This window comes from Microbacterium sp. NPDC055665 (assembly GCF_053618035.1).
The window spans coordinates 285,810-292,641 of the sequence record NZ_JBSHGY010000004.1; the positions used below are offsets into that span (position 1 = coordinate 285,810).

Genomic DNA, 6,832 nt, shown 5'->3' on the forward strand with positions numbered 1-6,832 from the left:
CTTCGATCCTATCAGGCGGTGGGGACGCGGAGGCTGAGAAGTTCACGCGCGTGGGTCAGTGCGGCATCGGAATCGGTGAGTCCGGACAGCAGACGGGCCATCTCGGCCTCTCGGTCCTCACCCTCGAGACGCCGTACGCTCGAGGCCGTGACCGCGCCATCATTGGCCTTCACGACCGACAGGTGATTGTTCGCGAACGCGGCGACCTGCGCGAGATGCGTCACCGCGATGACTTGCGACTTCTCTGCGAGCCGGGCGAGTCGCCGCCCCACTTCGATGGCGGCCGCACCTCCGATACCGGCGTCGACCTCATCGAAGACGAACGTCGGGACCGGGTCGGTCGCGGCGATCACGACCTCGATCGCGAGCATCACGCGCGACAGCTCGCCGCCCGAGGCGCCCTTGGAGACGGAGCGGGGCTCCGCGCCCGGATGCGGGGCGAGGAGGATGGCGACGTCATCTCGACCGTGGGTGCTCTCGGCACCTTCTGAGACGGCGACCTCGAGGCGCGCATCCGGCATCGCGAGGGCGTGCAGCTCGGCGGTGACCTCATCGCCGAGACGTGCAGCCGCCTCGGTGCGGGTCGCGGTGAGCGCGGCGGCATGCGCATCGAGTTCGGCTCGCGCCGCATCGCGCTCGGCGATGAGACGTTCGATGCGATCGCCGTCGTCGTCGAGCTCGGCCAGGCGGGCCGAGCCGGTCTGCCAGAGCGCCAAAGCCTCGTCGAGAGAGCCGTGCGCACGGATCAGGGTCCCGAGCGCCGCGCGACGTTCTTCGACGGCGGCGAGCTCGTGGGGGCCCGTCTCGTCGAGGTCGGCCAGGTACGCCGACAGGAGTCCGGCGGTGTCGGCGATCCGGTAGCCGATGTCGGCGATGCTCTCGCCGATCTCGGTGAGCTTCGCATCGGCGGTGCGCTCGAGCAGCCGACGCGCCTCCGCGACGAGGGCCGACGCATCGGGCTCGCCGTCTTCGCTCGAGAGTGCTCCATGGGCGAGGGAGGCCGCGAGGCGCAGCTCTTCCGCGTTCGCGAGTCGCTCCGCGCGCTCGGCGAGCTCCTGGTCCTCCCCCGGCTCCGGTGCGGTCGCCTCGATCAGTGCGAGGGCTTCGCGCAGTCGCGCTGCCTCTTCCGCGCGGCGGTCGCGGTTCTCAGTGATCTCAGAGATCTCGGCATCGAGTGTCCGCCAGCGGGCGAAGGACGCGGCGTAGGCCTCGAGCGCCTTCGCGATCGGCGCACCACCGAAGCGGTCGAGGGCGTCGCGCTGGGCAGCCGCGGAGCGCAGACGCAGCTGCTCGGACTGCCCGTGGACCACGACGAGTTCTTCCGCGAGAGCCGAGAGCACTCCTGCCGGTGCGGCGCGGCCACCGACGCTCGCCCGGCTGCGGCCCTCGGCGCTCAGCGTGCGTGAGACGTACAGTTCGGCGTTGCCGGCTCCTGCGGGCTCCAGCTCTCCCCCGGCGTCGGCGACGATCTCGGCGACGTCGCCCTTCTCGGGGACGATCCAGACACCGGCGACCGAGGCCTGGGCGGCACCGGCGCGCACCGCACCGGAATCCGCGCGCTGACCCAGCAGCAGCCCGAGCCCCGTGACCACCATTGTCTTTCCGGCACCGGTCTCGCCGGTGATCGCCGTGAACCCCGGACCGAGGGGCAGCACGGCGTCGGCGATCACGCCGAGGCCCTGCATCCGCATCTCCTCGATCATGACTGCGCCCCCTGCGCCTGTCCGCGCCATCCTTCGACGGGCAGTTGGAATTTGCGCACGAGCCGGTCGGTGAACGCCGTGGGGTGCAGACGTGCGAGTCGCACCGGACGCGAAGAGCGGCGGACCACGACGCGCGCACCGGGCGGGAGGTCGTGCGAGCGTCGACCGTCGCACCACAGGATGCCCGAGCCGTCGGTGCGCTCGAGCATCTCGATGGCGACCGAGGCGTCGGGGCTGACGACCAGAGGCTTGGCGAAGAGCGCGTGCGCCGACAGCGGCACCACGGCGATCGCCTCGACGCTGGGCCAGATGACCGGTCCCCCGGCGGAGAAGTTGTACGCGGTCGAGCCGGTCGGTGTGGAGATGACCATGCCGTCGCAGCCGAAGCTCGACAGCGGGCGACCGTCGATCTCGAGCACGACCTCGATCATCCGCTCCCGGCTGGCCTTCTCGACCGTGGCTTCGTTGAGGGCCCAGGTCTCGTAGACGACCACGCCCGCGGCATCCTTCACCCGCACGGAGAGCGCGAGTCGTTCCTCGACCTCGTAGTCTCGGTCGATCACGCGGCGGACGGCCTTGTCCATGTCGTCGCGGTCGATCTCGGCGAGGAAGCCGACGTGGCCCATGTTGATGCCCAGCACGGGTGCGCCGCTGTCGCGGACGAGCTCGGCGGCACGGAGGATGGTCCCGTCGCCGCCCAGCACGATCGCCAGTTCGAGGTCGGCAGGATCGACGGACACTCCGAGCACGTCGGCATCGGCGAAGAACTCGTCCACGGCCACGAGAGCCTCATGGTCGTCGGCGGCCAGCACCGGTCGGGCTCCGGCTTCCCGAAGGGCCCCGATCACCCGGCGGGCGGCGTCGACCGTGTCGACTCGGCCGGCGTGGGCGACGACCAGGATGCTGCGCTCGTTCATCGTCCTCCTGCCAGTCGGTTGATGCTGTCCAACCATTCTGTCGGATTGCTGCCCCGACCCGGCGCGAGGTGCACCAGATACTCGGCATTGCCGTGCGTTCCGAGGATCGGGGAGGGCAGGATGCCGAGCATTCCGAAACCGAGATCCCAGGCGGTCCATACGGTGCGGGCGACGGCGTCCGCGCGCGTCGCGGGGTCGGTGACCAGACCGCCGCGCACCGCGGTGCGCCCGACCTCGAACTGCGGCTTCACGAGCAGCAGGATGTCGGATCCCGGCTCGGCGATGACCGCCACCGCCGGCAGCACGAGCTCGAGAGAGATGAAAGAGAGGTCCCCGACCACGAGGTCGGGGGCGTCGCTCTCGCCGGTCGCGTCGGTGAGGTTCTCCCGCGTCATGTGGCGCACGTTGTAGCCCTCGACGGCGACGACGCCGGGGTCGGCTGCGATCGACGCGGCGAGCTGACCGTGTCCGACGTCGACGGCGAGCACCTTGCGCGCGCCGCGCTCCCGGAGCACCTGCGTGAATCCTCCGGTGGACGCCCCCATGTCGAGCGCGAGGAGCCCCTCGACCGGGATGGCGAATCCGTCGAGCCCGGCGATGAGCTTGTGAGCCGCGCGGCCGACATAGTGATCGGCGCCCGCGATCGTGATCTGCGCCTCATCGTCGACGGCGGTCGAGGCTTTCACCACCGGGCGGCCGTCGATGCTCACGAGCCCATCGGCGATGAGTGTGGCCGCATGGCTGCGCGAGCGGGCGAGTCCTCGGGCGGCGAGGGTAGCGTCGAGTCGCGTCATCGGGATCCCGGGGTCTCCCGTTGGTCGAGCTTCGCGCCGCTTTCGAGGCGTCGGGAGAGCTCGTCGTGCAGGCTCGCGTACGCATCGGCTCGCGCCGGAAGAGGCTGCCCCTCGATCAGACGGAGGCGGCTCCACAGGCCGTCGGTCGGCGCACTCGTCGTCTCTTCGCTCACGGTTCCACTGTACGCGGCGCCTCCGACGGCGGCCGGAGCGACGCGAGTGGCCTCAGGGGCGATGGAAGGGGTCGTCGTAGAGGCGCTCGGGAACGCGCAGCACGAACACGGGTGTCCCCGATGCCCAGATCGCGGCTGCGCCGGCGCGCAGCAGGTCGATCTGCGATCCGGACTCCGCCACGATCTCGACGTCCGCCCCCACGACCCGCACGGCAGCGCCGTTCACATCGAACACACCGTCCCGTTCCGTGACCTCCGGATACGGCGCGTGAAGCTCACGCAGGTCGCCGAGGATGTAGGTCGGACGCGAGCCCTCGGGAGCGGCCAGCACATGCTTGGGGCGGTCGATTCCGGTGAGGACGAGCACGGAGTCGATCCCGACCCGGCTCGCACCCATGATGTCGGTGTCGAGCCGGTCGCCGATGAACAGCGCCTTCTGCGCGCCGAATCGGGCGAGTGCCTCTTCGAAGATGGGCGCCTCGGGCTTGCCTGCGACGGTCGCCAAACGACCGATGGCCGTGTGCACCGCGGAGACGAGAGTGCCGTTCCCCGGTGCGACACCGCGCTCACGCGGGATCGTCCAGTCCGTGTTCGTGGCGATCCACGGGATCCCGCCCTCGTCTTCAGGGACCTTGAGGGCGAATGCCGCCTCGGCGAGGTCGGTCCACGCCACCTCCGGGGCGAACCCCTGGACGACGGCGCTCGGCGAATCCTCGGCGCTGCGCGTGACGGTGTAACCGGCCTTCTGCACCTCGTCGACGAGCCCATCGCCGCCGACGACCAGGATCGTCGCCGGCGCGGGCACGATCTTCGCCATCAGCCGCATGGCGGCCTGCGGGCTCGTGACCACGTCGGCCGCATCGACGCGGAGCCCCAGGCTGCTGAGGTGCTCCGCGACGGATGCATCGGTGCGAGCCGCATTGTTGGTGATGTAACCGAGTCGCGCCGACTTCGCGGCCTCATTGAGGCTGTCGATCGCGTACGGCAGCGCGCCCGGGCCCGCGTAGACCACGCCATCGAGATCAGCGAGGATCGTGTCGACCCCATCGAGAGGCGTGCGCGGAGCACGCTTGCGTGAGAACAGCGCCACTACGCCTCCGGGTCTGTGTCGTCGGCCTCGTCCTCACCCAGGAGCTCCCGGACCTCATCCTCGACCGAGGGCTCGGCCGCGGCCGACTCGTCGGTGTCTGATCCGTCGGTGTCTGATCCGTCGGAGTCTGATCCGTCGGAGTCTGATCCGTCGGCGTCTGACTCATCGGCGTCTGACTCATCGGCGTCTGACTCGTGGAAGTCATCGGCTTCAACTTCAGCTTCAGCTTCAGCCTGCTCTTCAGCCTCCTCGAGGAACTCGCCCTCGATCATGCTGTCTTCGATGAAGATCTCCTCGTCGCCGGCCTCGTCGATGCCGAGTGCCTGGGCGGCGACCTCGGCGCGGTGCGCCCAGAACGCGGCCTCCTCCGTGCGCCCGAGATCCTCGAGAACAGCGGCACGAGCGGCGAACAGCGACGGGCTCCACTCGAATGCCCGATCCGGGTCGAGCTCCGGGATCTCGAGCTCGCCGAGTGCCAGCTCCAGATCTCCCTGGTCCAGACGAGCACCCGACATCGCGATCGCCAGAGCGACGCGTACCGGAGTCTCGAGGGCTGAGCGGTCGACTGCGCGGCCGGTCTCCAGCGCCCGATCGGAGCGACCGATGCCACGCTCGCTGTCGACCATCAGTGCGATCTGATCGTCCTTGCCCGAGATGCGTCGATAGGTGCGGAGTTCGCGGAGCGCGAGGGCGAAGTCGCCCGTCGCGTAAGCAGTGATGCCGAGGGTCTCACGGACGATCGCGATACGACCGGCACGGCGAGAAGCAGCGAGTGCATGCTCGTGGGCAAGCGCGGGGTCCTCGTCGATGAGTTTCGAAGCCATAGCCAGGTGACGCGCGACATGCTCCGCGTTCTCCTTGCTCAGGGTCTTGAGCTCGTTGCGAGCCGCCCCGTTGAGGTCGCGTGCCGTGATCTCGTCGGGGATCTGCGGCTCGTCGAACCGCGGACGCTCGTTGGCGGCCTGAGCCGGACGCTCCCGGTTCGCGCCTCCGCGCTGCGGGAAGGAACGCGATCGATCGCGGTCGCCGCCGTCGCGACGGGGTGCAGAGTCGCGGCGCGGAGCCGCACCGTCGCGGTTGTAGCCACCGCCTTCGCGACGCGGGGCTGCACCGTCACGGTTGTAGCCACCGCCTTCGCGACGCGGGGCTGCACCGTCACGGTTGTACCCGCCACCCTCGCGACGCGGGGCACCACCATCACGGTTGTACCCGCCACCCTCGCGACGCGGGGCACCGCCATCACGGTTGTAGCCACCGCCTTCGCGACGCGGAGCACCACCATCACGGTTGTAGCCGCCTTCACGACGCGGAGCGGCACCATCACGGTTGTAGCCGCCTTCACGACGCGGAGCACCACCATCACGGTTGTAGCCGCCACCCTCACGGCGCGGAGCTCCACCATCACGGTTGTAGCCGCCTTCACGACGCGGGGCACCACCATCACGGTTGTACCCGCCGCTTTCACGGCGCGGGGCGGCACCGTCGCGGTTGTAACCACCCTCGCGACGCGGAGCGCCACCCTCGCGGCGCGGAGCGCCACCATCACGGTTGTAACCACCTTCACGACGCGGGGCTCCACCGTCACGGTTGTAGCCGCCTTCACGACGCGGGGCTCCACCGTCACGGTTGTAGCCGCCTTCACGACGCGGGGCTCCACCGTCACGGTTGTAACCACCCTCACGGCGCGGGGCTCCACCGTCACGGTTGTAACCACCCTCGCGACGCGGAGCACCACCATCACGGTTGTAGCCGCCACCCTCGCGACGCGGAGCTGCGCCGTCACGGTTGTAGCCGCCACCCTCGCGACGCGGAGCTGCGCCGTCACGGTTGTAGCCGCCACCCTCACGACGCGGAGCACCACCATCACGGCTGTACCCGCCACCTTCACGGCGCGGGGCCGAGCCGTCACGGCTGTTCCCAGGGCGTCCGCCAGAAGCGCGATTGCCGCGCGATCCGCTGTCGTCGTTGCGACGCGGACGGCGCTCTTCCTCTTCTGGCATGATGCTCCCTGTTCTTTTCGTGTAAACGCAAAATGGCCACCCATCGATGGGTGGCCATTTTGTCTAAAAGGAGTCCGGCGGTGTCCTACTCTCCCACAGGGTCCCCCCTGCAGTACCATCGGCGCTGTGAGGCTTAGCTTCCGGGTTCGGAATGT

6 protein-coding genes and 1 rRNA gene are annotated in these 6,832 nt (G+C 69.6%); all 7 read right to left on the bottom strand.

Annotated elements, in window-relative coordinates; all coding sequences use genetic code 11:
- Positions 1 to 11: 11 nt before the first annotated feature.
- Positions 12 to 1,703: a DNA repair protein RecN gene (gene recN, locus ACWGO6_RS13050; protein ID WP_452326918.1), complete on the bottom strand. Its 1,692-nt coding sequence runs from the start codon at positions 1,701 to 1,703 to the stop codon at positions 12 to 14.
- Positions 1,700 to 2,620 (bottom strand): NAD kinase, encoded by a 921-nt coding sequence (locus ACWGO6_RS13055; RefSeq protein WP_136042285.1) that lies wholly within the window; start codon positions 2,618 to 2,620, stop codon positions 1,700 to 1,702. Before ACWGO6_RS13055 ends, recN begins: the two co-directional genes overlap by 4 nt.
- On the bottom strand, positions 2,617 to 3,414 hold the full coding sequence (locus tag ACWGO6_RS13060) for a TlyA family RNA methyltransferase (protein ID WP_452326919.1): 798 nt from the start codon (positions 3,412 to 3,414) through the stop codon (positions 2,617 to 2,619). The genes ACWGO6_RS13055 and ACWGO6_RS13060 overlap by 4 nt, the downstream gene beginning before the upstream one ends.
- Positions 3,411 to 3,587, bottom strand: coding sequence for a hypothetical protein (locus ACWGO6_RS13065; RefSeq protein WP_167381665.1), 177 nt, complete (start codon positions 3,585 to 3,587; stop codon positions 3,411 to 3,413). The genes ACWGO6_RS13060 and ACWGO6_RS13065 overlap by 4 nt, the downstream gene beginning before the upstream one ends.
- Positions 3,588 to 3,639: 52 nt before the next feature.
- Positions 3,640 to 4,677: an HAD-IIA family hydrolase gene (locus tag ACWGO6_RS13070; RefSeq protein ID WP_136042288.1), complete on the bottom strand. Its 1,038-nt coding sequence runs from the start codon at positions 4,675 to 4,677 to the stop codon at positions 3,640 to 3,642.
- Positions 4,677 to 6,677 carry a primosomal protein gene (locus ACWGO6_RS13075; protein WP_452326920.1) on the bottom strand — a complete coding sequence of 667 codons (2,001 nt, stop codon included), beginning with the start codon at positions 6,675 to 6,677 and terminating at the stop codon, positions 4,677 to 4,679. Before ACWGO6_RS13075 ends, ACWGO6_RS13070 begins: the two co-directional genes overlap by 1 nt.
- Before the next feature lie 72 nt (positions 6,678 to 6,749).
- Positions 6,750 to 6,832: ribosomal RNA gene (rrf, locus tag ACWGO6_RS13080) — 5S ribosomal RNA — on the bottom strand; the annotation flags it as partial.